19 protein-coding genes are annotated in these 21,262 nt (G+C 71.4%); 10 read left to right on the top strand and 9 right to left on the bottom strand.

Going from position 1 to position 21,262, the window contains the following annotated elements:
• Nucleotides 1-630 precede the first annotated feature (630 nt).
• From ACIOGX_RS22280 to ACIOGX_RS22270, 3 genes are all read left to right on the top strand, one after another.
• Entirely contained in the window at nt 631-1,590 is a 960-nt protein-coding gene (locus ACIOGX_RS22280; RefSeq protein ID WP_401915528.1) for an SCO0930 family lipoprotein, read from the top strand.
• Nucleotides 1,591-1,800: 210 nt separating this feature from the next.
• Entirely contained in the window at nt 1,801-2,613 is an 813-nt protein-coding gene (locus tag ACIOGX_RS22275) for an SAM-dependent methyltransferase (protein WP_383970861.1), read from the top strand.
• Nucleotides 2,613-4,781, top strand: a complete 2,169-nt coding sequence (locus ACIOGX_RS22270; protein ID WP_383970858.1) for a putative bifunctional diguanylate cyclase/phosphodiesterase — start codon at nt 2,613-2,615, stop codon at nt 4,779-4,781. Before ACIOGX_RS22275 ends, ACIOGX_RS22270 begins: the two co-directional genes overlap by 1 nt.
• On the opposite strand, the gene ACIOGX_RS22265 is transcribed toward ACIOGX_RS22270, so the two are convergent.
• The gene (locus tag ACIOGX_RS22265; RefSeq protein ID WP_401915526.1) at nt 4,778-5,731 is read right to left on the bottom strand and encodes a LysR family transcriptional regulator; all 954 of its coding nucleotides are present in this window, start codon (nt 5,729-5,731) and stop codon (nt 4,778-4,780) included. The genes ACIOGX_RS22270 and ACIOGX_RS22265 overlap by 4 nt on opposite strands.
• Nucleotides 5,732-5,825: 94 nt before the next feature.
• Here ACIOGX_RS22265 and ACIOGX_RS22260 point away from each other — a divergent pair, with 94 nt between their 5' ends.
• From ACIOGX_RS22260 to ACIOGX_RS22250, 3 genes are read left to right on the top strand one after another with little or no spacing between them, the layout of a single operon-like run.
• Nucleotides 5,826-6,536 carry a succinate dehydrogenase gene (locus ACIOGX_RS22260; RefSeq protein WP_356507825.1) on the top strand — a complete coding sequence of 237 codons (711 nt, stop codon included), beginning with the start codon at nt 5,826-5,828 and terminating at the stop codon, nt 6,534-6,536.
• 1 nt (nt 6,537) lies between these two features.
• Entirely contained in the window at nt 6,538-8,496 is a 1,959-nt protein-coding gene (locus ACIOGX_RS22255) for a fumarate reductase/succinate dehydrogenase flavoprotein subunit (RefSeq protein ID WP_383970850.1), read from the top strand.
• A complete protein-coding gene (locus ACIOGX_RS22250) occupies nt 8,493-9,242 on the top strand; it encodes a succinate dehydrogenase/fumarate reductase iron-sulfur subunit (RefSeq protein ID WP_129771376.1) in 750 nt (249 codons plus the stop codon). Before ACIOGX_RS22255 ends, ACIOGX_RS22250 begins: the two co-directional genes overlap by 4 nt.
• A 7-nt stretch (nt 9,243-9,249) precedes the next feature.
• Here the strand turns inward: ACIOGX_RS22250 and ACIOGX_RS22245 are convergent, their stop codons facing one another.
• The gene (locus ACIOGX_RS22245) at nt 9,250-10,434 is read right to left on the bottom strand and encodes a Cmx/CmrA family chloramphenicol efflux MFS transporter (RefSeq protein WP_401915521.1); all 1,185 of its coding nucleotides are present in this window, start codon (nt 10,432-10,434) and stop codon (nt 9,250-9,252) included.
• 435 nt (nt 10,435-10,869) lie between these two features.
• On the opposite strand from ACIOGX_RS22245, the gene ACIOGX_RS22240 reads away from it, so the two are divergent.
• Nucleotides 10,870-11,355, top strand: a complete 486-nt coding sequence (locus ACIOGX_RS22240; RefSeq protein ID WP_401915895.1) for a hypothetical protein — start codon at nt 10,870-10,872, stop codon at nt 11,353-11,355.
• A 10-nt stretch (nt 11,356-11,365) separates the two neighbouring features.
• Here the strand turns inward: ACIOGX_RS22240 and ACIOGX_RS22235 are convergent, their stop codons facing one another.
• Nucleotides 11,366-11,581: a dodecin gene (locus ACIOGX_RS22235; protein WP_129771462.1), complete on the bottom strand. Its 216-nt coding sequence runs from the start codon at nt 11,579-11,581 to the stop codon at nt 11,366-11,368.
• A 322-nt stretch (nt 11,582-11,903) separates the two neighbouring features.
• Here ACIOGX_RS22235 and ACIOGX_RS22230 point away from each other — a divergent pair, with 322 nt between their 5' ends.
• From ACIOGX_RS22230 to ACIOGX_RS22220, 3 genes are all read left to right on the top strand, one after another.
• A complete protein-coding gene (locus tag ACIOGX_RS22230) occupies nt 11,904-13,154 on the top strand; it encodes an extracellular solute-binding protein (protein ID WP_383970844.1) in 1,251 nt (416 codons plus the stop codon).
• Between the two features lie 288 nt (nt 13,155-13,442).
• On the top strand, nt 13,443-14,276 hold the full coding sequence (locus ACIOGX_RS22225) for a GNAT family N-acetyltransferase (RefSeq protein ID WP_401915518.1): 834 nt from the start codon (nt 13,443-13,445) through the stop codon (nt 14,274-14,276).
• Nucleotides 14,273-15,217, top strand: a complete 945-nt coding sequence (locus ACIOGX_RS22220; protein WP_401915515.1) for a lysophospholipid acyltransferase family protein — start codon at nt 14,273-14,275, stop codon at nt 15,215-15,217. Before ACIOGX_RS22225 ends, ACIOGX_RS22220 begins: the two co-directional genes overlap by 4 nt.
• Here ACIOGX_RS22220 and egtD read toward each other — a convergent pair.
• From egtD to ACIOGX_RS22190, 6 genes are all read right to left on the bottom strand, one after another.
• Nucleotides 15,112-16,074 (bottom strand): L-histidine N(alpha)-methyltransferase, encoded by a 963-nt coding sequence (gene egtD / locus ACIOGX_RS22215; RefSeq protein WP_401915513.1) that lies wholly within the window; start codon nt 16,072-16,074, stop codon nt 15,112-15,114. The genes ACIOGX_RS22220 and egtD overlap by 106 nt on opposite strands.
• Nucleotides 16,071-16,829 carry an ergothioneine biosynthesis protein EgtC gene (egtC, locus tag ACIOGX_RS22210; protein WP_356507811.1) on the bottom strand — a complete coding sequence of 253 codons (759 nt, stop codon included), beginning with the start codon at nt 16,827-16,829 and terminating at the stop codon, nt 16,071-16,073. The genes egtD and egtC overlap by 4 nt, the downstream gene beginning before the upstream one ends.
• On the bottom strand, nt 16,829-18,157 hold the full coding sequence (gene egtB / locus ACIOGX_RS22205; protein ID WP_384773371.1) for an ergothioneine biosynthesis protein EgtB: 1,329 nt from the start codon (nt 18,155-18,157) through the stop codon (nt 16,829-16,831). The genes egtC and egtB overlap by 1 nt, the downstream gene beginning before the upstream one ends.
• Before the next feature lie 17 nt (nt 18,158-18,174).
• Nucleotides 18,175-19,449: an ergothioneine biosynthesis glutamate--cysteine ligase EgtA gene (egtA, locus tag ACIOGX_RS22200; RefSeq protein WP_356507809.1), complete on the bottom strand. Its 1,275-nt coding sequence runs from the start codon at nt 19,447-19,449 to the stop codon at nt 18,175-18,177.
• 427 nt (nt 19,450-19,876) lie between these two features.
• Complete coding sequence (locus ACIOGX_RS22195) at nt 19,877-20,359, bottom strand: type II toxin-antitoxin system PemK/MazF family toxin (protein WP_401915509.1); 483 nt, start codon at nt 20,357-20,359, stop codon at nt 19,877-19,879.
• 173 nt (nt 20,360-20,532) lie between these two features.
• The gene (locus tag ACIOGX_RS22190) at nt 20,533-21,243 is read right to left on the bottom strand and encodes an alpha/beta hydrolase (protein WP_356507805.1); all 711 of its coding nucleotides are present in this window, start codon (nt 21,241-21,243) and stop codon (nt 20,533-20,535) included.
• Nucleotides 21,244-21,262 lie beyond the last annotated feature (19 nt).

Raw genomic sequence — 21,262 nt, 5'->3', positions numbered from 1 at the left:
CGGGCCGGGGCTGCCGGACGGCAGGCGCGGGCGCCGGTACGACGCTGGGGACCGGTGGGGGCGGGGGCGGTGACGGCCGGGGCGGCGGCGCCGGGGGTGTGGGCGGCGCCGGAGGGGTGGGCTTCGGCGGTTTCGGTGGTTTCGACGGCTTGGGCGGCTTGGGTGGCTTGGAGGGTTTCGGTGGCTTGGTGGGCTTGGGCGGCTTGGTGGGCCAGGGTGGTGGCTCGGGCGGCGGGGGAGGCGTCGGGGTGGGAGTCGGCCGGCAGTGGCCGCCACCGGCCACGGCGACGGCTCCTGACGGGCTGCCGGGACCACCCGTCCCGAGGGACGCGTAGGCGCAGCTGCCGGCCACAGCGGGCAGCGGGACCGCCGACAGGGATATGAGTACGGCGGCCGCGAGCAGCCGTCCGACGAGTGATCCATACACGGGCAGGAGTTTGTTCCGCCTCCGGCCGCGGCACGCGGAAAGCCGCTCGAATTCCCTCGAATAGGGGGATGTGGCGGCTTTGGTCTTGCGCCGCGGAAGTTTTTTCCTGCCGCGTTGAACGCGAGGCCGCCCCCGCTCCGTACTTAGGACCATGAGCAGCGCAACCAGGCGCCTCAACTGGCCTACAGATAACGGGAGTTGACATGAACACCTGGCGGAACGCCTCGCTCGCGGTGACCGCGGTGGCCGTACTGGCCCTGACGACGGCGTGCGGTCAGGAGCAGGGGACCACCACCAACGGCCAGTCCGTCGGCGCCGCCAAGCCGGCCGACGCCGGATACGGGGCGGACACCGGATACGGATCCGATACGGGTGCGGCGGGCGCGGCGGCGGCCAAGCCGGCCGGCCAACTCGCCGTGTGGGACAGCAAGAAGCTCGGCAAGGTCCTCACCGACAGTGAGGGGTTCACGCTCTACCGCTTCGACAAGGACACGGCGAGCCCGCCCAAGTCGAACTGCGAGGGCGACTGCGTCAAGGCCTGGCCGGTGGTGGCCGCGGGTGACGCCAAGGCCGCGGCGGGCACCGACGCCACGCTGCTCGGCGAGATCACCCGCGCCGACGGCACCAAGCAACTCACCGTCGACGGCTGGCCGATGTACCGGTACGCCAAGGACACCAGCCCCGGCGACGCCAACGGCCAGGGTGTGGGCGGCACCTGGTTCGCCTCGGCCCCCGACGGCAAGAAGGCCGCGGTGGCCGGCGCGGGCTCCGGCTCCGGCGCGGACGTCACCCCCGCCGAGCTTCCCGGGCTTTCGGTCCGCAAGGACCCCAAACTCGGTGACATTGTGGTGGATTCGAAGGGAATGACGGTCTATCGGTTCACGAAGGACTCCGCCTGGCCGATGAAGTCGGCCTGCACCGGGGCCTGTCTGGAGAAGTGGCCGGTCGTCGCCCCCGTCGACAAGAATGACACCGAGGGGATCATCAAGAAGGGCTTCGTGACCTTCGACAGGCCCGACGGAATCAAGCAGCAGAGCATCGACTGCTGGCCGATCTACACCTTCGCCGGTGACACAAAGCCGGGCGATACCAATGGTCAGGGCGTTGGCGGCACCTGGTTCGCGGTTTCCCCGGATTCCAAGCTGGTCGGAGCGCCCAAGTAGTCCCCACGCCGCGCGTCTCCGGCCGGTCGGTCCGCCGTCGCACCGCTCCGTGCGACGGCGGACCGAACGCACGTGCCAGCGGCGTGTGACCAAGAACGGATCGCTAATTTCCGTTTGGGCTCGCTCTCTTGGCGGGCGATCAGTAGCCTCGGCTCGAACAACCGGCCGTGTACCTTGGCCGCATCCCGTGGCGACTTGTTGGAGACATCGATGGAGCGTCCCGCCTGGGCACCGCAGGGCATCGACATATCGATGCCGAGCGTTTCCCGCATTTACGACTACTATTTGGGCGGTTCGCACAATTTCGAGGTGGACAGGGAAGCGGCCCGCAAGGCAATGGGGTTCATGCCGGGACTTCCCACGATCATGAAGACGAACCGCGCGTTCATGCGTCGCGCGGTCAAATTCGCACGGGATGAGGGCGTTACACAGTTCCTCGACATCGGATCCGGCATTCCGACCTACGGAAATGTTCATGAGGTCGCCCAGGCCGGCAACCCCGACGCCAGAGTGCTCTATGTCGATCACGACCCGGTCGCCGTCGCCCACAGCCAGGCCGTTCTCGACGGCAACGACAACGCTGCCATCGTGAGCGCCGATCTCCGCGAACCCGGGAAGATCCTCGACAGCCCGGAGGCACGCGGGCTGCTGGACCTGGACCGGCCCGTGGCGCTGCTGCTCGTCTTCGTCCTGCACTTCCTGGAGGACGAGGACGACCCGTACGGCGCGGTGGCCGAGCTGCGCGACGCGCTCGCGCCCGGCAGCCTGCTCGTCCTCACGCACGCCTCGTACGACGGCGTACCGCTCCCGCAGGAGCAGACGGGCGCCGCGGTCGCCGTCTACAAGGACATCCGCAACCCGCTGATCATGCGTACGCGCGAGCAGACCGCCCGGTTCTTCGACGGCTTCGAGATGGTCGCGCCCGGTCTGGTGTCCATGCCGCACTGGCGGCCCGACAGCCCCGCCGACCAGGAGGACCCGTACGCCTTCTCGGGCTTCGGCGGAGTGGGACGCAAGGCGTGATGGTGCCCTCGCAGTCATCGGCCGCCGAGAGTGAACCGGACGGCCTGGAAGACAGACTCCGGCGCTTCGCGACGATCTGGAGCCGGGCGATCTTCCCGGCGACGGCCACGTCCCTGACGCGCCCCGAGTTCGAAACGCATCTGCTGCCGCTGGCCCGGGAGTTGCAGGAGGCGCTGCACGCGCACCCCTTCGACACCGCGCCCGCCACCCGCGTCGGCACCGCCCTCGTGGCGGCGCACTGCACGGACCCCGAGGCCCTCGGCCGTACGCTCGGCGTCATCGACTCCTACCTGGTGCTGTACTGCGGTACGGAGGAGCTGACCGCGGAGGACAACCGCGCCCGCTGCGCCCGCCTCCAGCACTCCCTCGCCGCCGGCTTCGCCCAGGCACTGCGCGAGCGCACCCTGAGCGAGCAGGAGGCCATCGCCCGCTCGGCGCTCGCCGCCCGCAACGACGCCCAGGACGCGCTGCACGCCACGCAGGCCCGGTTCCACGCGGTGTTCGAGGGCGCGGCCATCGGTATCGGCATCGCCGATCTCGAAGGCAATGTGCTGGAGGTCAATGACACCCTCACCCAGATGTTCGGCGGACTCGAACACCATGTCCGCAGCCGCAATGTGAGCGAGTGGGTCCATCCCGAGGACTCGGCCCATGTCTGGCGCCTCTACGACGAGTTGGTGCGCGGCGAGCGCGAGCACTTCCGGACCGAGAAGCCGTTCTACCGCAACGACGGCACGGTGCTCTGGACCAATCTGACCCTCTCGCTGCTCCGGGACGCCGAGGGCGCCCCGCAGTATCAGCTGGCGCTGATGGAGGACACCACCGAGCGGCGGCTGCTCAACCTGCGGCTGCGGTACGAGGCCACGCACGACGCGCTGACCGGACTGCCCAACCGGACGCTGTTCTTCGAGCGTCTGGAGAAGACGCTCTCGGCGGGCGGCGGCGGTCGCTTCGGCCTCTGCTATCTCGACCTCGACGGCTTCAAGGCGATCAACGACAGCCTGGGCCACTCGTCGGGGGACCGGCTGCTGGTCGAGGTCGCGGACCGGCTCCAGAGCTGCGCCACCGCGCCGGGCGAGATGGTGGCCAGGCTGGGCGGCGACGAGTTCGTGGCGCTGACCACCGGCCCCGACACCCAGCGGGGCGTGGCCGACCTCGCCTCCCGGATCCTTCACGTACTGGCCGCTCCGATCCGGCTCGAAGGACGGGAGTTCACGGTCCGGGGCAGCATCGGCATCGTGGAGGGGCCCTCCGCCGGGCGGAGCCCCGCGGAGGTGCTGCGCAGCGCGGACATCACCATGTACCGGGCCAAGGCCGCGGGCGGCAACCGGTACGAGGTGGCCGATCCGGAGGCCGACGCCCGCGCCATCACCCGGCACGGACTGACCACGGCGCTGCCGGCGGCCCTGGAGCGCGGCGAGTTCTTCATCGAGTACCAGCCGCTCGTGCACCTGGACGACGGATCGGTGCACGGCGCGGAGGCGCTGGTGCGCTGGTCCCATCCGCAGCACGGCGTCCTGGGCCCCGACCGGTTCATCCCGCTCGCCGAGCACACCGGACTGATCGTGCCGCTCGGCCGCTGGGTGCTGGAACAGTCCGTACGGCAGGCCATGTTCTGGCAGAGCCAGCTGCCCGAGGGCGCGGTCGGCGGACCGCTGCGGATCAATGTGAACCTGTCGCCGACCCAGCTGCACCACCCCGGGCTCGTCGCCGACACGGTGGAGGTGCTCGAGCGGATCGGTCTCCCGCCGGGCGCGCTCTGCCTGGAGGTCACCGAGTCGGCGCTGATCGGCGCGGACGAGGATCTGCTCAAGCCGCTGCGCCAGCTCGCCGAGATGGGTGTGGACATCGCGCTCGACGACTTCGGCACCGGGTACTCGAACCTGGCGAATCTGCGCAGGCTGCCGGTGAGCGTCCTCAAACTGGACCGTTCCTTCACCCAGGGCATGCAACAGCATCCGGCGGACCCGGTCGATCTGAAGATCGTCGAGGGCATCGTCGCGCTCGCGCACAGCCTGGAACTGGCCGTGACGGTGGAAGGGGTGGAGACCGGAGCGCAGGCGGAGCATCTGCGGCGGCTCGGCTGCGACACCGCCCAGGGCTGGTACTACGCCAGACCGGGGCCGCCCGAGCAACTGCACGCGCTGGCGCTCGCGGACGCGGTCTAGCCTCCGTCCGACGCGCGCCGGCCCGTCGCCCCGCGCCTGCCCCTGCCCGTGGTCCTGGATCCTTCCGGGGCCGCGGGCTGGGTGGCCAGCAGTACCTTCTGCAGTTCCCTGGCGGCGCGCGGCGGGGCGACGTCGCTGCGGTGGGCGAGCGCGATCGTACGGCGCAGCCCCGGCCTGGCCAGGGCGGTGACCCTCAGATCGCGTGCCCGTGCCGCGACCATGCTCGGGACGACCGCCACGCCCAGACCGGCCCGTACGAAACCGAGGACGGCGTCCATCTCACCGCCCTCCACGGTGAACGACGGCTCGAACCCCTCGGCCCGGCACGCGGCCACCGTCAGGTCGCGCAGGTCGTAGCCGTGCCGGAACATCACCAGCGGCTGGCCCTCCAGATCGGCGATCCTGGCCGGCTGCCGCGGGGCCGGGGCGGCGGCCGAGGAGACCACGACCAGGTCCTCGTGGAGCAGCTCGACCGTGGTCAGCGCGGGCGACGCGGCCGGCAGCGGCATCACCACGAGGGCCAGATCCAGCGCCCCGCGTGCCAGCTCCCGTACGAGATCGTGTGAGCCGCTCTCCTCGATCAGCAGCTCGATACCCGGGTGCAGATCGTGGAAGGCGCGCAGGACGTCGGGCAGCAGTCCGGTGCACAGGCTCGGCGGCGCCCCCAGCCTGACCCGTCCGCGCCGCAGCTGGACCAGCTCCTGTACCTCGACGCGCGCGGTCTCGGTGTCGGCGAGGATGCGCCGGGCGAGCGGCAGGAGCGCCTCGCCCGCGTCCGTGAGGGTGACATTCCCGCGGGCGCGGCTGAACAGCTCGGCCCCCAGCTCCTTCTCCAGCGCCCTGATCTGCTGGGAGAGGGAAGGCTGCGAGACATGGACCCGTTCCGCGGCGCGGGTGAAGTGCCGGGTCTCCGCGACGGCCACGAAGTAGAGAAGCTGCTGGAACTGCATGGAGCCAGGGTAGACCCGCGATAGGAACAGCCTATGGAGATCAGCCGCACCATGTCTTGGACCTCTCGGCATCGCGCGGCCTAGCGTGATGTCCATGGCGCTGGCAACGCGGGGGACGGACCAACGGCCGTCCATGACCCGCACCCTCTGGGGATCGACGATCGGAAAAAAGACGGTCATGGCCGTGAGCGGCCTGATCATGCTCGGCTATCTGGTCGCGCACATGCTGGGCAATCTCAAGATCTTCTTCGGACCGCCGGAGTTCAACGGCTACGCGCACTGGCTGCGGACCATTGGCGAACCGATTCTGCACTACGAGTGGGCGCTCTGGATCGTCCGAGTCGTGCTCGTCGTCGCCGTCGTCCTGCACGCCGTCTGCGCCTACCAGCTCAGCCGCCGCGATCTGGCCGCCCGCCCCAATAAGTACGTCCACAAGCGGGCCCGCGCCGGGTACGCCACCCGCACCATGCGCTGGGGCGGGATCATCCTCGCCCTGTTCATCGTCTGGCACATCCTCGATCTGACCACCGGCACGGTGCACTCCGGCGGCTTCCAGGCCGGCCATCCGTACCAGAACGTCGTGGACACCTTCTCCACCTGGTACGGGAACGTCATCTACCTCGTCGCGATGCTCGCCCTCGGGCTCCATATCCAGCACGGCTTCTGGAGCGCCGCGCAGACCCTCGGAGCGGGCAACGCCACCCGCGAACGCGTCCTCAAGGGCACGGCCAATCTGCTGGCGGTGGCGCTGACCGCGGGATTCATCGCCGTACCCGTCGCCGTCATGACCGGAGTGGTGAGCTGACATGAACGAACCCACCGACTACGCCGAATACACCGTGGGCGAGCCGATCGCCGACACCAAGGCGCCGGACGGGCCCGTCGCCGAGCGCTGGAACCGGCGCCGCTTCGAAGCCAAGCTGGTCAACCCCGCCAACCGGCGCAAGCACACCGTGATCGTCGTCGGTACGGGCCTCGCCGGCGGCGCCGCGGGCGCCACGCTCGCCGAACAGGGCTACCACGTCGTCCAGTTCTGCTACCAGGACTCGCCGCGCCGCGCCCACTCCATCGCCGCGCAGGGCGGCATCAACGCCGCCAAGAACTACCGCAACGATGGCGACTCCGTCCAACGGCTCTTCTACGACACCGTCAAGGGCGGCGACTTCCGGGCCCGCGAGTCCAATGTCCACCGGCTCGCCGAGGTCTCGGTCGAGATCATCGACCAGTGTGTCGCCCAGGGCGTGCCGTTCGCCCGCGAGTACGGCGGACTCCTCGACACCCGCTCCTTCGGCGGCGTCCAGGTCTCCCGTACCTTCTACGCCCGCGGCCAGACGGGCCAGCAACTGCTGCTCGGCGCCTACCAGGCGCTGTCCCGGCAGATCGCGGCGGGCGCGGTCGAGATGCATCCGCGCACCGAGATGCTCGATCTGCTCGTCGTCGACGGACGGGCCCGGGGCATCGTCGCCCGCGATCTGATCACCGGCGCGGTCTCCACCCACTTCGCGGACGCCGTCGTCCTCGCCTCCGGCGGCTACGGCAATGTCTTCTATCTCTCCACCAACGCCAAGAACAGCAACGCCACCGCCATCTGGCGGGCGCACCGGCGCGGCGCCTACTTCGCCAACCCGTGCTTCACCCAGATCCACCCCACCTGCATCCCGCGCTCCGGCGACCACCAGTCCAAGCTCACGCTGATGAGCGAGTCGCTGCGCAACGACGGCCGCATCTGGGTGCCCAAGGCGCGCGGCGACCAGCGGCCCCCGGCCGAGATCCCCGAGGACGAGCGCGACTACTACCTGGAGCGGATCTACCCCTCCTTCGGCAATCTCGTCCCGCGCGACATCGCCTCACGGGCCGCGAAGAACGTCTGCGACCAGGGCCGCGGGGTCGGACCCGGCGGACAGGGCGTCTATCTCGACTTCGCCGACGCCATCGCCCGGCTCGGCCGCAAGGCCGTCGAGGAGAAGTACGGCAACCTCTTCGAGATGTACGAGCGGATCACCGCCGAGAATCCGTACGAGGTGCCCATGCGGATCTACCCGGCGATCCACTACACGATGGGCGGTCTCTGGGTCGACTACGACCTCCAGACCACCGTGCCGGGGCTGTTCGCGATCGGCGAGGCCAACTTCTCCGACCATGGCGCCAACCGGCTCGGCGCGTCCGCGCTGATGCAGGGTCTGGCCGACGGCTACTTCGTCCTGCCGTCCACCATCAACGACTATCTCGCCCGCAATCCGCACCACGACGAGATCGACGAGTCCCACCCCGAGGTCGCCGAGGCGGTCGCCGACACCGAGGACCGGCTGCGGCTGCTGCTCGCCGTCGACGGTGACCGTACGCCCGACTCGTTCCACAAGGAGATCGGCGAACTCCTCTGGGAGCACTGCGGAATGGCCCGCACCGACGACGGCCTGCGCAAGGTGCTCGACCGGATCCCGCAGATCCGTGAGGAGTTCTGGCGCCGGATCAAGGTGCCGGGCACCGGCGAGCAGCTCAACCAGTCGCTGGAGAAGGCCAATCGCATCGTCGACTATCTGGAACTGGCCGAGCTGATGTGCCTCGACGCGCTGCACCGCGCCGAGTCCTGCGGCGGCCACTTCCGCGAGGAGTCGCAGACCGAGGGCGGTGAGGCCGCCCGCCGCGACGAGGAGTTCTCGTACGCCGCGGCCTGGGAGTTCGGCGGCACCGGCACCGCGCCCGTCCTGCACAAGGAAGACCTCGTCTTCGAGTACGTCCACCCCACCCAGCGGAGCTACGCATGAGGCTCACCCTGCGCGTCTGGCGACAGCCGGACGCCGACGCCCCCGGCGCCATGGTCACCTATGGCATCGACGGCATCTCCGAGGACATGTCGTTCCTGGAGATGCTCGACACCCTCAACGAGGAGCTGATCCTCAAGGGCGACGAGCCGGTCGCCTTCGACCACGACTGCCGCGAGGGCATCTGCGGCGCGTGCGGTGTGGTCATCAACGGCGACGCCCACGGTCCCGAGCGCACCACCACCTGCCAGCTCCATATGCGGCACTTCGACGACGGCGACACCATCGATGTCGAGCCCTGGCGGGCCGGGGCCTTCCCCGTGGTCAAGGACCTGGTGGTGGACCGGTCCGCGTTCGACCGGATCATCGGCGCGGGCGGCTACATCACCGCCCCCACCGGCGCCGCGCCCGAGGCACACGCCACACCGGTGCCCAAGCCCGACGCCGACTTCGCCTTCGAACACGCCGAGTGCATCGGCTGCGGCGCCTGCGTCGCGGCCTGCCCCAACGGTTCGGCGATGCTCTTCACCTCCGCCAAGATCAACCACCTCAATGTGCTGCCGCAGGGCGCACCGGAGCGTGAGACCCGGGTCCTCGACATGGTCGCGACCATGGACGAGGAGGGCTTCGGTGGCTGCACCCTCGCCGGTGAGTGCGCCACCGCCTGCCCGAAGGGGATCCCGCTGCCGTCCATCGCGGCGATGAACAAGGAGTGGCTGCGGGCGACCCGTAAGGTCTCACGCTCCTGAGCCGCCGCTACCGGGTGGCCGTCGGCACCCCCTCGTCCTCGTCGGCCGTCCGGCGCCGCATCCCCCGGGCGACCCCGGCGGTGGCGAGGGCGAGGGCCACCAGCAGTGCGCTGACCCACAGCGGTGCGCGGAAGCCGAGCCCGGCGCCGATCGCGACGCCGCCGGCCCACGGCCCGACCGCACCGCCCACGTTGAACGCGGCCGTGGCGAGCCCGCCGGCCAGGGTCGGCGCCCCGGCCGCCGCGTAGAGCACCCGCGAGATCAGCGTGGCGCCGACGGCGAACGAGAGGGTCCCCTGGACGAACACGAACGCGCCCGCCGCCACCGGGTTCCCGGCCGTCAGCGCGAACACGGCCCAGCCGACGAGCAGCGCCACGCCCCCGGCCACCAGCAGCGGGACGGGCCGTACGTCGGCGAACCGGCCGCTGATGGTGACCCCGGCGAACGAGCCCAGACCGAAGAGCGCCAGCAGGGCGGGCACCCACCCCGAACCGAGCCCGGCCACCTCGGTGAGGAGCGGCGCGAGATAGGTGAACGTACAGAACGTCGCCCCGTTCACCAGCGCGCCCAGCAGCAGCGTCACCAGCAACCGGGGCTCGCGCAGTGCGCGCAGCTCCTGGCGCGCGCTCGTTCCCGCGGCGCCGGCGCCACCGCTCGGCACCGCTCGCAGGATCGCCACGACGGCCGGTACCGAGACGATCGCGACCGCCCAGAACGCCGCGCGCCAGCCCCACAGTTGACCGAGCAGCGCGCCGCCGGGTACGCCCGCGACGCAGGCGATGGTGACACCGCCGAGCAGCGCGGAGGTGGCACGTCCCTTGGCGTTCGGCTCGACCATGCCGGTCGCGGTCACCAGCGCCACCGCGAGGAACCCGGCGTTGGCCAGGGCCCCGACGATCCGGGTGACCAGCAGTACCCCGTAACTGGTGGTGACCGCGCCGACCACGTGGACGGCGAGGAACGTGAGCAGGAAGACCAGCAGCGCGTGGCGGCGCGACCAGCGCAGAGCGAGCATCGCCATCAGCGGCGCGCCGATGACCATGCCGACGGCGAACGCGGAGGTGAGCGATCCCGCCGCCGGGATGGACACCCCCAGATCGTGTGCGATGTCCGGCCCGAGGCCGGACAGCATGAACTCGGACGTCCCCATGGCGAAGACCGCCAGTCCGAGCAGATAGAGAGCGAATGGCATAACAGAACTCCGCAACCACACCGTGGATCGTGTGACCGAATGAACCGGCAAGGAGTCGGCGCGGGCGCCGACAGGGCAGCGGTGGGCCGCGGGGGTATCCGTACGGACGCCGTTCACCGACGGTCCGGGCAGGAGATACGCGGCGACCACCGCGCGAAGGGCCCCGGCGTCAGGGAAGTGACACCCGGCCGAGGCCGAACACAGTCCGTACTACGGCGATCCGATGGCGACGGGCCGCGGCCGACGGCACCAACGGCCCCATGGGCCGCGGAGCTTGTCGACGCGACAACGCGAGCAGGCCACCGGACGACCGGTGGCTAGAGTCTTGACGCCTCGGGACTGGACATGGCGGCAGGCTAGCGGGACCGGGCCCGCGATGTCGAACGCGCGGTAGCCCCTAGGCTGGTGGACGTGACGCGCGCGACGGGGAGCGGGATGACGGGGAACGGCAGGCCGCTGGCCGTATTCGACCTGGACGGAACGCTGGCGGAGACCGGCCACCGTCAGCACTTCCTGGAGCGGCGGCCCCGCGACTGGACGGGATTCTTCGGCGCGGCCGGACAGGACACGCCACTGGCCGAGGGCGTACGGCTGGTCGCGGAGGCCACCGAGGAGTGCGAGGTCATGTACCTCACCGGCCGTCCGGAGCGCTGCCGCGCGGACACCCTGGCCTGGCTGCGCGAGCACGGCCTGCCCGAGGGGCGGATCTGGATGCGCCGGAACGACGACCGGCGGCCCGCGCGTACGACCAAACTGGAGATCCTGCGCGGGCTGGCCGGCGGCCGGGAGGTGCGGATGCTGGTGGACGACGACGAACTGGTCTGTGACGCGGCCGAACGGGCCGGCTTCCGGGTCGTACGGGCCCGCTGGGCGAGCACGTCACCGGCGATGAAGGACGCGCAGGAGCGCGGCCGTACCTGACCTCGGCCGGTCAGTGGGTGTCGTCGAGGCGGAAGCCGACCTTCAGTCCGACCTGGTAGTGCTCGATGTCGCCGTCGACGATATGGCCCCGCACCTCCGTCATCTCGAACCAGTCCAGACCGCGCAGCGTCTGGGAGGCACGGGCGACGCCATTGCGGATGGCGTCGTCGATGCCCTCGTGCGAGGTGCCGACGATCTCGGTGACCCGGTAGGTGTGGTGGGACATGGCGTCGCTCTCCTGTTCACGTGTCACGGGTATCGCGGTGTCACTCCACCGTGCCCCACCGTGCGGCGCTCCGCGAGACATCCGGAGCCGGATGGCGCTGAAGGAGCACGTCCGAAGGCGCGTCGTCCGTCCGGAGGGCGGGCCCGGGAGACGGGCGTCAGGGGCGCGCGTCCCCTTCCGTCCGCGTTCCGTTCGCTTCCGGGACTTGACCGGCCGTTTGGTCCATACCAAAATCCCACACACCCGTGCGAACCCGGTTCGCTCCCCCCACGTCGGGCCCTCTCTTCCTGCTCCGTGCACTCACGCCAGAAGGTTGACCTACGTGAAGAACCGCCCTCTCGCCTGTTCCGTGGCCCTTGTGTCCTCCGTCGCCCTTGGCGGCTGCGGAATGCTGCCCGGCGGGGACGACTCCGTGACGGTCACCGTCTGGCTGATGAAGGACAGCGTCTCGGACGATTTCCTCGAGCGGTTCGTGAACGACTACGAGAAGGAACATCCGTCCGTCCGCCTCGACATCAAGATCCAGGAGTGGACCGGGATCGGCGAGAAGGTGCTGACCGCGCTGGACGGCGAGGACACGCCGGATGTGATCGAGGTCGGCAACACCCAGGTCGCCCAGTACGCGGAGAGCGGCAATCTGCGCGATCTCACCCTGGAGTCGGTACGTGATCTGGGCAGCGAGGACTGGCTGCCCGGTCTCGCGCAGCCGGGCAGCATCAACGGCGCGCAGTTCGGCATCCCCTGGTACGCGGCCAACCGCGTCGTGATCTACAACAAGGATCTGTTCGCGCTCGCCGGCATAGAGAACCCGCCCAAGACCAGGGAACAGTGGCTGGACGACACCGCCGAGCTGAACCGCGGCGGGAACCAGGGCATCTACCTCGCCGGGCAGGACTGGTACACCCTGGCCGGGTTCATCTGGGACGAGGGCGGCGAGCTGGCCGTCGAGTCCGGCGGCGAGTGGCAGGGGACGATCCATACGCCTGCCGCGCTGAGAGGCATGGACTTCTACAAGGACCTCCAGTCGCTGGGCAACGGACCGAAGAACTCCGACGAGGCCAAGCCCCCGCAGGCGGAGGTCTTCGCCGAGGGCGATGTCGCGCAGATCATCTCCACCCCCAGCTCGGCGCGGATCATCGAGGAGAAGAACCCCGAACTGAAGGGCAGACTCGGCTTCTTCCCCATTCCGGGCAAGAGCGCCGACAAGCCGGGGGCCGTCTTCACCGGCGGCTCCGATCTGATCGTGCCGAAGAACTCCAGCCACCACTCCGCCGCCGTCGAGGTGGTCAAGGCCCTGGCGGGCGAGACCTGGCAGACCGAGCTCGCCCGGACGATGAGCTACGTGCCGAACAAGACGACCCTCGCCGAGGTCATCCGCGGTGACGCGAGCACGGCCGCGATGGCCGAGGGCGCCGCGCGGGGGCGGGCCACCCCGAACTCCCCGCAGTGGGCGAGCGTCGAGGCCGACAACCCGATCAAGCCGTATATGACGGCCGTCCTCGAGGGCAAGGACCCGGAGGAGTCGGCGAAGGCGGCCTCCGACCAGATCAGCGCGGAACTGCTCTCCGGCTGAGGGCACGGGCCGAGGCCGCGGGGGAGGGAGGTCCTGGTCGGGGCCGCGGGCCGAGGTCCCGGGGTGGACGGCGCGGGCCGAGGGCCCCCGCCGGGGTCACGGGCGCGGCCGCGGGCCCGGGGCGAATCGCGCGGTTCCCGGACTCCCGGCCATTCAGCCGTCTCACATCCGCGCTCCGCCGTGTGGTCATGTCAAATCCAGTCGGCCACGGAAGAAACAAGGTGCCGGGCCCGTCGCGCGAGCGGCGGACCCCGGCGGCCTGCCTTCCCTACCGGCACAGGAGTCCGCATGTCCGCCATCGCCCCCGCTCCCTTCGTCCCCGCCGCCCCCGCCGCCCCCGCCGCCGTCCCCGTCCCCGTCCCCGCCACGGTGACCGGGCCCGGACCCGCCGAGCCGCGCTACGTCGTGTCCCTCGCCCGCGACGAGGAGGACGTCCGGGCCGCCCAGCGGCTGCGGCACCTGGTCTTCGCCGGCGAGATGGGCGCCCGGCTCGACGGCCCGGAACCGGGACTGGACGTCGACGCCTTCGACGCGTACTGCGACCATCTGCTGGTGCGCGAGGAGAGCACCGGCGAGGTCGTCGGCACGTACCGGCTGCTGCCGCCCGAGCGGGCCAGGGCAGCCGGACGGATCTACTCCGACAGCGAGTTCGACCTCACCCGGCTCGCCCCGATCCGGCACGATCTGGTCGAGGTCGGCCGCTCGTGCGTCCACCCCCTGCACCGCACCGGCGGTGTCATCGCCCTGATCTGGGCCGGGCTCGCCCGCTACATGACCGACAGCGGCTACAACTGGCTGGCGGGCTGCTGCTCGGTCCCGCTCGCGGACGGCGGCGCGCTCGCCGCCTCGACGTGGAGCACCGTGAAGGAGAAGCACTTGGCGCCCGAGGAGTACTGGGTCACCCCGCACCGCCTCTGGACCCCGGACGCGTCCGCCGCCGCTGCCCGGCCCTCCGAGCTGCCGCCGCTGCTCCGCGGCTATCTGCGGCTCGGCGCCTGGGTGTGCGGCGCGCCCGCGCACGACCCGGAGTTCGGCGTCGCCGACCTGTACGTGCTGCTGTCGATGCGCCGCACCAACCCGCGCTACCTGCGGCACTTCCTCTCGCTCGCCCCCGGCGCATGAGCGCCTGGCTGCCCACCGCGCCCTGCACCCCCCGCGACTGCTCCACCCACCAGGGCCCGGCCGCCGGGGCACTGACCGGGGCCGTACGGCTGCTCGCGGGGATCGGTCTCGTCCTGGCCGGCGCGCTGACGGCTCCCTTCCTCAGGGTCCTGGGCGGGGACGTACGGGACCTGCTCACCCGGCACTGGGCGCGCACGGTGCTGCGGCTCTTCGGCCTGCGCGTCCGTGTCGTGGGGGAGCCCGCGCCCCGGCGCGGGGCCGGGGTGCTGGTCGTCGCCAACCATGTGTCCTGGCTGGACATACCGCTCCTCGCCACGGTCTTCCCGGGGCGGATGCTCGCCAAGAGCGAGATACGGCGCTGGCCGCTGCTGGGCGCGATGGCCGCGCTGGGCGGCACCCTGTTCGTCGAGCGGGAGCGGCTGCGGGCGCTGCCCGGGACCGTACGGACCCTGTCCACCGCGCTCGCCGCCGGCTCGCGGGTGATCGTCTTCCCCGAGGCCTGCACCTGGTGCGGGCGCGACCAGGGGCGGTTCACCACCGCCGTCTTCCAGGCGGCGCTGGACGCGGACGCCGCTGTCCGTCCGGTACGTATCACCTACCGCGCGCCGGACGGGAAGCCGTCCGGCGCCCCGGCGTTCGTCGGGGACGACACCATCACCGCCTCGCTGTGGCGGGTCGTGACGGCCGGCGGGCTCACGGCGGAGATCACGGTCCTGCCGCTGATCCCCGCCGGGCGCCACACCGACCGCCGCGAGCTGGCCGCGGACGCCCGGTCAGGGATCGCCCACACGGTCACGGACGCCGCCGCCCGGACCACCGTCACGCACGGCGTCATTCACACAGCGGTCGCCAGCGACAGCGCGAACCGGCCCTCCTCGTCCGTCCACCAGTGCGCCAGCTCCAGTCCCGCCTCGGCCAGTTCGGCGCGTACCCGTTCCTGACGGAACTTCGCCGACACCTCCGTACGCACCTCCTCGCCGGCCGCGAAGTGCACCACCAGATCAAGCTCCGGGACCTTCGCCGTGAGGTCCCGGCGCGCCCGCAGCCGCATCTCGATCCACTCGTGCTCGGCGTCCCAGAGCGCCACATGGCCGAAGTCACGCGGATCGAAGTCCGCGCCCAGCTCCCGGTTGATGACCAGGAGGACGTTCTTGTTGAAGGCGGCCGTCACCCCGGCCGCGTCGTCGTAGGCCCTGACCAGTACGGACTCGTCCTTCACCAGGTCCGTACCGAGCAGCAGCGCGTCACCGGGCGCGAGCAGCCCCCGGACCGATGCCAGGAACGACGCGCGCTCCGCCGGCAGCAGATTGCCGATCGTGCCGCCGAGGAACGCGACCAGCCGGGGCCCCGGGGTGCCGGGCAGCGCCAGCCCCCGGGTGAAGTCGGCGATGAGCGCGTGCACATGGAGTCCGGGGTGCTCGGCGAGCAGGGACTCGGCGGCCCCGGTCAGCGCGCTCTCGCTGACATCCACCGGCACATAGCTGTGCAGACCGGTGAGCGCGTCCAGCAGATGACGGGTCTTCTCGGAGGATCCGGACCCCAGCTCCACGAGGGTCCGCGCCCCGGTCGCCGCCGCGATCTCCGGCGCCCGCGCGAGCAGGATCTCCCGCTCGGCGCGGGTCGGATAGTACTCGGGCAGCCTGGTGATCTCCTCGAACAGTTCACTGCCCCGGGAGTCGTAGAACCACTTGGGAGGCAGCACTTTGGGGGTACGGGTCAGCCCCTGGAGCACATCGGCGCGCAGGGCGGCGTCCGTGGCGTCCTCGGGCAGGGTGCGGGTCAGCAGGAACGGGCTCACTCGGGTGGCTCCTTGAGAGGGGACAACTGCACGTCGTCGCGGGTCGCCACGAGCAGGGTGCGGTCGGGGACCTCGCGCCAGCGCGCGTCGTCGTCGTACGGCTCGGAGGCCACCACGGTCCAGTGGCCCCCGGGATCGGTCAGATACCAGAGGGTGTCCCCCCACGCGGTCGCGGCGATCCGCTCGCCGTCGGTGACCAGCAGATTGAGCCGGGAGGCCGGCGCGGCGGCGGCGATGTCGAGGACGGTGTCGCCCAGCGCCTGACCCAGCTCGTCACCGGCCCGCAGCCGGTGCAGGAGCAGCGCCCACACCAGCGCGGAATCGTTGCGGGCCGCCAGGGTGAGCAGCTCCTCGGCGGGGAGGGACGCGGCCGGGCCCGCGAGACTGCCCGGCCAGCCGCCGACCGAGCCGTTGTGGCTGAACAGCCACGGCCCGTCGGAGAACGGCGCGGCGGCGGCCTCCCCGTCGGCGCCCGGCTCGGTCGCGTCACGTACCGCGGCGAGCAGGGCGCCGGTACGGATCACCCGCGCCAGATCGGTGAATCCCAGGTCCCCCCAGATGGGCCGCGCACGGCGGTAGCGGGCGGGCAGCGGATCGCCGTCCGCGTACCAGCCCACCCCGAAACCATCGGCGTTGACCGTGCCGTTGCGCTGCCGACGCGGCGCCCAGGACTGCCGGAACAGCGCGTGCGGCGGCGCGATCAGCACCTCGCCGAGCGCCACCGGCGGCCCCAGCCGGGCGAGATGGCGGCACATCAGACATCCCTGGCGGTGCGGAAACCGGAGAAGATCTGGCGGCGGACCGGCAGATCCCAGTTGCGGAACGTACCGCGGCACGCCACCGCGTCCACCGCGAACGACCCGCCCCGCAGCACCTTGTGGGCGCTGCCGAAGAAGACCTCCGAGTACTCGCGGTACGGGAACGCGGCGAACCCCGGATAGGGAAGGAAGTCGCTCGACGTCCACTCCCACACGTCCCCGATCAACTGCCGTACACCGAGCGGCGAGGCGCCCCGCGGATAGCTGCCCGCCGGGGCGGGCCGCAGATGGCGCTGGCCGAGATTGGCACGCTCCGGGGTGGCCTCGTCGTCACCCCACGGATACCGCAGCGACCGGCCGGAGACGGGATCGTGGCGGGCGGCCTTCTCCCACTCCTCCTCGCTCGGCAGCCGCCGCCCCGCCCAGCGGGCGTACGCGTCGGCCTCGTACCAGCTCACATGGAGCACCGGCTCGTCCGCGGGGACCGGCTCCTCCACACCGAACGCGCGGCGCAGCCACTGCCCGCCCTCGCGCCGCCAGAACAGCGGAGCCCCGATGTCGTGCGTACGGATCTGCTCCCAGCCGGCCGGCGCCCACCAGCGCTCGTCCGTGTAGCCGCCGTCGTCGATGAAGTGCCGGTAGTCACCGTTGGTCACCGGCACCGTGTCGATGAAGAACGCCGGGACGAGCCGCTGATGGGCCGGGCGCTCATTGTCGAGCGCCCAGGGCTCGGTGGACGTGCCCATCGTGAAGGGCCCGGCCGGTACGAGCACTTCGGCGGGCAGTCCGGTGGTGTCCCCGGCGGGCGGCGGGGGCGCGGTCAGCGCGGCGGGGCCCCGGCGCAGCTGGTGGGTGATGAGCATCGTCTCGTCGTGCTGCTGCTCGTGCTGGGCGATCATCCCGAAGGCGAACCCCGCGTCCAGCAGCGGACCGCCGTGCAGCGGGGTGCGCTCGATGATGTCCAGCACCCTGCCGCGTACGTCCGAGGCGTAGGCGCGCGCCTCGGCGGGAGGCAGCAGCGGCAGCGTCGGCCGTGCGGACCGGGGATGCTCGAAGGCGTCGTAGACGGAGTCGATCTCCGGGCGGATGGCGTCGCGCCCCGCGACCGTCCGCAGCAGCCACTGCTCCTCCTGGTTGCCGATGTGCGCCAGATCCCAGACCAGCGGGGACATCAGCGGCGAGTGCTGCGCCGTCAGCTCGTGGTCGTCGACACAGGAGGTCAGCAGAGAGGTACGGTCCCTGGCGGTGGTCAGGGCCTCGACGGCGCGCCGCCGCAGCCGTTCCGCCGTCGTCCCGACGGCTTCCGCGCTGTCCGCGCCTTCCATGGTTTCCGCGGAGTCGGTCATGTCCTGAGGTCCTTCCCGTTCACAGAGGCGCGCAGATCATCGGCGGGACATCGGCCGCGCATGACATAGCGGTCGTTGAAGGCCGCGACCGCGTCCTGTACGGCCCTCGTCGCGCCGATGCGCGGGAGTGCTTCCCGGGCGATGGCGAAGCAGGCGATCGCCGCGGCGTGCAGCTCCGGATCGCTCAGCGCGTGGCGCGCCGCGTTGGCCCACAGGAGATTGCGCGGTGCGGGCAGCGAACCGGCGGTCTCCGCCAGTGGTTTGACGGTGCGGTAGACGGTCTCCGACGCCTCGGGATCGTCGAACAGCGCGGTGGTGACGGCGAGCGGCACCATCCAGCCGTCCTCGCCCGGCTGGGCGTCGATCATCCGCAACTCCAGATGACCACGCGGCCGGACGGGCGGAAACAGTGTCGTGAGGTGGTAGTCGAGATCCGCGCGGACCGGCGGACGCGGCAGCCCGGACCTTATCCACTCCCGGAAGGTCAGCCCGTCGGGCACCGGCCAGGGCCCCTTCTCCGCCCGGATGCACATCACCGGTGTGTCCAGGGCGTGTGCCGCCCAGGCGGCACGGGGTTCGTACCGCGCCGAGGGCGCGGCGGTACGGGCCGGGTCCAGCTGTGCCCACATCGCCTGCCGGGTGGAGCGCCAGCCGGTCGGTCTGCGTTCGCTCATGGGCGAGTTCGCGAAGGCGGCGACCAGCACCGCGCCCAGCAGATGGGCGAGTTGCCAGCGCCGGCCGTATCCGAGCGGGCCGGGTTCCTCGTGGCCCGCGTCCAGACACACCTGGATGGAGGCCGTGGTCCGCATCATGGCGCGCCCGGCCGGACCGATCCGGTCGAGGTAGGTCTCCATCGCGTCATAGCGCGGCTCCCGCAGCATGCGGTGCGGGGAGTGCCAGGGGTCCTGTCCGAGACCCGCGAGCGCGAGTCCCGCCGTACGCAGGGCCGGACGTACGGTGTCCAGGTCCGCGGCGGTGGTGGTGATGCACTCCATCAGCGACGCGGCGGGCGGGGAGCTGAGCTCCAGCTGACCGCCGGGTTCGAAGGTGAGTGCCGAGGCGAGGCGCAGATCCCTCAGCCCCTCGTACGCCTCTCCGAGGCGGTGGGCCGGGACCGCTCTCTCGGGGGAGCGCAGGTCGTGCACGAGCCATTCCAGTTCCACACCCACGGTGCGGGGCGGGCCCGTCTTGAAGCAGATACCGCGTAGTAGATCCTCGGCGTCGTCTTCGCCGAGTGGTGTTCCCTCATCGGGGAAATCGTCGGATGGCATGGCCGGATCCTCCTGTCGAAGACCGTGACCGGACTCCGCTCCCGGGTTGGGGGCGAAGTGCTTCGTCCAACCTAAAGCCACTCTCGCCGCTTCGCACAAGAGTGCCCCTACAGTCATCGTTTCGTCAGAAATCCGGGTGCCCCGAACATGGTCGTCCACGCAGGATTTCCGCGTGAGCGCACGGCTGCGGGGGATCGCGAAAGAAACAGCCGAGATCGTCCGAACGGGCGGCCACCGTACGGAGAACGGCTGTCCGGGCCGCTCGGCCGGGCGGGCCGCGCGCCGGTCGTCGCGCGTCGCGGTACTCGGCCGGACGGCGGACGGGGCCACGCCGGGGCGTTCCGGTGGGTGCTCGCGTACAGCCTCCGAGGCGTTCGGGGGCGTCCGCGGGCGCGGTGGCGCGGTGGTGGCGCGGTGGTGGCGCGCCTCAGCGCCAGCCGTACAGCTCCCTGAGGCGGTTGACGACCAGGTTGAACCGTCCCCGGTCCAGCGCGCAGGCCTCGCGCCGCATGCCCTTCTCGTGGACGCGCAGTACCCGGTCCACGTTCACCCAGGACTCGCGGCCCGCGCGGTCCCATGGCCCGACCCCGATCGGCACCCACTCGCGGTCCTCGTTGTGACGCTTGCTGGAGAGCTGGACGGCGAGCAGCGTGCCGGCCGCCTCGCGGGCGACCACCAGCACCGGGCGGTCCTTGCCGCGCCCGTCGTTCTCCTCGAAGGGCACCCAGGTCCAGACGATCTCGCCGGGGTCGGGATCACCGTCGTGCTCCGGGGCGTACGAGGTGTGGACCCGCCCCACGTCCCGGGGCTCGGCCTCCGTCGTGGCGGCCGGGCCGCCACGGCCGGGGGAATCGAGGTCGCTGCTGTCACTGGTGCGGTCGCCGCTGCCGGCGCCGGGGAAGGGCGTCATCCGGACGACGTTAGATCGTCCGCGGGCCGCACCGTGGGGCGGGTCCCCTTCGGCCGGGGGCGTGGGGGGCGGGACCTCGCCCGGATCGGCGGATCAGGTTCGTATCGCGCCCAGTCGTATCGCGCCCGGTCGTGTCGAGCCCGGACGTGTCGCACCGGTCGTATCGCGCCTGGTCATATCCAGCCGTCCAGGGACGCCATGAACCCGTCGAAGTCGTCGCGGTGGATGGTGTGCCCGGCGCCCGCCACCGTACGGACATGGAAGCCGCGACGCTCCAACTCCGCCGCGTGCGCAGGGGAGATCATGACGCTCGGATCCGCGAGCTGAACGAGCGAGGGGACGACGGGCGCGGCCGGCAGCAGATCGGCGCCGAACGCCGGGGCGAGACCGAACGCGGTGTTCTCGTCCCAGACCGCGAGGGTCTCCAGCTCCACCTCGACGTCCTCGGTCTCCCACCGGGGGTTCAGCGCCGTGATCTCCTCCCGGGACAGGGTCCTGGCGCGGGCGAGCGCCCTCGGGCCGTCCAACTCCCCCTCGGTGCGCGGCAGACACCAGGCCGGGTCGGAGTAGACGGCACGCCCCGGCGCCAGCCGCTCCACGGCGAGGGAGAGGGCGAGTCCGCCGAGGGAGTGTCCGATCGCCACCTCGGCCCCGGCCGGCAGCGTCTCCACGAGGTCGTCGGCGAACCGCTCCATGCCGTAGTCGTCGCCGTGGCCGGCGCGGCCGGTGGCGCCGTGGCCGCGCAGATCGACGGCGATCACGCGCAGACCCCGGGCCGCGAGGGCGGGGCCCACACGGCGCCAGGTGCGGTGGTCGGCCATGATGCCGTGGATCAGGAGCGCGACACGGTCGCCCTCGCCCCAGGTATGGGTGTGGAGTCGCACAGTGCATGCCTTCCGGGAT

The organism is Streptomyces sp. NPDC088147 (assembly GCF_044741565.1).
In the GTDB taxonomy this organism is placed as follows: domain Bacteria; phylum Actinomycetota; class Actinomycetes; order Streptomycetales; family Streptomycetaceae; genus Streptomyces.
This window is presented reverse-complemented; position numbering and strand designations above follow the sequence as displayed.